Annotated in this window: 2 protein-coding genes; both read left to right on the top strand. The window is 76.7% G+C overall.

Annotated features, from left to right (window positions below; genetic code table 11):
- Window positions 1-448 (top strand): ComEA family DNA-binding protein (locus LCD33_RS28445; RefSeq protein WP_224978494.1); only part of this gene is annotated, 448 nt, incomplete at its 5' end.
- Window positions 445-2814, top strand: a complete 2370-nt coding sequence (locus LCD33_RS28440) for a ComEC/Rec2 family competence protein (protein WP_224978493.1) — start codon at window positions 445-447, stop codon at window positions 2812-2814. The genes LCD33_RS28445 and LCD33_RS28440, both read left to right, overlap by 4 nt.
- The last annotated feature ends 147 nt before the right edge of the window (window positions 2815-2961 follow it).

Raw genomic sequence — 2961 nt, 5'->3', positions numbered from 1 at the left:
GCCACCACCCCCGCCCGAGCTGGTGATCAGCGTCGTCGGCGAGGTGACCCGCCCCGGACTGGTCGCGGTGCCACCCGGATCCCGCGTCGCCGACGCGGTGCGCGCCGCCAGTGGCACCACCGGGCCGGAGGTCGACATCACCGCGCTCAACCTCGCCCGCCGGCTCACCGACGGGGAACAGCTCTACGTCGCCGTCCCGGTACCGCCCGGCGCGGACACCGGCCAGGCCGCGAGCCCACCCGGCTCCGGGGCGGCGGCCAAGACCGACCTGAACACCGCCACGGAGGAGCAGCTCGATGCACTACCAGGAGTCGGCGAGGTCACCGCGAAGCGGATCGTGCAGTGGCGCACCGAGCACGGCCGCTTCGGCTCCGTCGACGAACTCCAGGACGTCGACGGCATCGGCGCGGCCAAGCTGGCCAAGCTGCGCGACCTGGTCCAGGTGTGAAGGTCACGTCGTACCCGCGGACCGGTGTGCTCGACCTGCGGCTGGTGCCCGCGGCCGTGGTGACCTGGGCCGTGACGCTGGCCGGGCTGCTCGGCGGGTGGGGAGTGGCGGCAGCGCTGGCGATCGCCGCGGTCGTGCTGCTGCCGCTGGTGCGGGCTCGGCGGATCCGGCGCTGGCGCAACGGGTTGCTGGCGGTGCTGGTCCTGGCCGGGATCACCGCGACCGGCGTGGGCGTCCGCGCCCACTCGACCGCCGTGCACCCGCTGCACCTCGCCGCGCAGCAGGGCGACCGGGTCGAGGTTCGGGCATCGCTCACCTCGCGGCCGAAGCCGCTGCGGGGAGCGTCCTACGGCGCCCGGCGCGCCCAGGACCGCTCGGTGGTGCAGGTGCGGCTGCGCTCGGTCCACGTCGACGGCAGGCGGACCGCGGTCGGGGGCCGAGCGCTGCTGCTGGTTCCGACGGAACCGTGGCGTTCGCTGATCGCGGGCCAGGAGGTGACGGCCACCGGTCGGGCCGTGCCGCCGCGCGGCGGGGAACTGCTCACCGCCGCCGTCCAGGTCGGGCGGGCACCGGAGCGGGTGCGCCCACCGCCCGGCTGGCAGCGCATCGCGGAGGACCTGCGGGAAGGGCTGCGCTCGACTTCCCGGACCGTGCTGGGGCCGGAAGCGGCGGGCCTGCTGCCGGGCCTGGTCGTCGGCGACACCGGACTGCTGCCACCGGAGGTGGTGGAGCAGTTCGAGACCTCCGGGCTGACGCACCTGATGGCGGTGTCCGGGGCGAACCTGGCCATCGTGTGCGGGGCGGTGCTGCTGGTGCTGCGCCTGCTCGGCGCGGGGCCGGTGCCGTGCGCGTTGGGCGCGGGGGCGGCGATGGCGGGGTTCGTGGTGCTCGCGGGACCGGAACCGAGTGTGCTGCGAGCCGCGGTGATGGGCGCGATCACGCTGTTCGCCCTGGCGCTGGGCCGGGAACGCTCGGCGCTGCCGACGCTGGCGGGCAGCGTCATCGGCCTGCTGCTGCTCGCACCGGGTCTGGCGACCACGGCGGGGTTCGCGCTGTCGGTGGCCGCGACGGCCGGGCTGGTGCTGCTGGCACCCGGCTGGTCGGCGGCGCTGCACGCCAGGGGAGTTCCGGTCGGGCTCGCCGAGGCGTTCGCGGTACCGGCGGCGGCGCACCTGGTCACGGCACCGCTGGTGGCGGCGATCTCCGGGCAGGTCAGCCTGGTCGCGGTGCTGGCGAACCTGCTGGCGGGGCCGCTCGTGGCACCCGCGACGGTGCTCGGGGTCGCGGCGACGGTGGTGGTCCCGTGGTGCGCGCCGCTGGCCGGTGCGCTGGTGTGGCTGGCCGGGCCCGAACTGGAATGGGTGCTCGCGGTCGCCCGGCATTCGGCGGCCGTGCCGGGAGCCGCCGTCGACTGGCCGTCCGGAGTGGTGGGCGGGACCTCGCTGGCGGTGCTCGCGCTGGTGCTGCTGATCGTGCTGCGCGGGCGCATCGCTCGGCTGGTCCTGACCAGCCTGGTGCTGGTCGTCGTGGTGGTGGTGATCCCGGTCCGCCACCAGGTGTTCCCGTGGCCGGTGCCGGGGTGGTCGCTGGTCGCCTGCGACGTGGGACAGGGCGACGGGCTGGTGCTGGCCACCGGCCGGGACCGGGAAGCGGTCGTGGTCGACACCGGACCGGACCCGGCACCGATGGCCGAGTGCCTGCGCCGGTTGCGGATCCGCAGCGTCCCGCTGGTACTGCTGACCCACCTGCACGCCGACCACGTCGGTGGCATCTCGGCGGTGCTGTCCGGGCGGCAGGTCGGCGCGGGCGCCGTCGGACCGCTGGGCGAACCGGCCTGGGCGGCTCGCGAGGTGCGGGCGACCGCGCGCGCCCACCGCACACCCGTCGTCCCGTTGCGGGCGGGCCAGCGGTTGCGGTGGCCGGGATTGGTGCTCGACGTGCTCGGCCCCCGAGGAGCGCTCGCGCGCAGCAACTCGGCGGAGGACGCCAACGACGCCTCGCTGGTGGTCAAGGCGACCACTCCGGCGGGGCGGGTGCTGCTGACCGGGGACGTCGCGCTGCCAGGTCAGGCAGCGCTGCTCGCCTCAGGTGCGGACCTGCGGGCGGAGGTGCTCAAGGTGCCCCACCACGGGTCCCGGTTCACGACGCCGAGATTGCTCGCGCGAGTGCGCCCGCAACTGGCGGTGATCAGCGTCGGAGCCGGGAACGACTACGGTCATCCCAGCCCGCTGATCCTCGGCGAGCTGCAACGGATGGGCGCCCGGATCCACCGCACCGATCAGGCGGGCGACATCGCGGTCGTGCCGGAAGGCCGGGGGCGCACCGCCGTGGAGCGGGGCGATCCGCTGCGGCCGGACGAAAGGTGATGGGGAGGTCAGGCCGTGGGGGGGGGGGGGGCCCCCCCCCCCCCCCCCCCCCGCCCCCCCCCGGGGGGGCGCCCCGGGGGGGGGGGGGGGGGGGGGGGGGGGGGGCGGCGCGCCGCCGGCGGGCCCGGCCGCGGCCGCGCGGGGGGG

The sequence above is a fragment of the Saccharopolyspora sp. 7B genome, from assembly GCF_020177435.1.
GTDB classification, from domain to species: Bacteria; Actinomycetota; Actinomycetes; order Mycobacteriales; family Pseudonocardiaceae; genus Saccharopolyspora_C; species Saccharopolyspora_C gregorii.
This window is presented reverse-complemented; position numbering and strand designations above follow the sequence as displayed.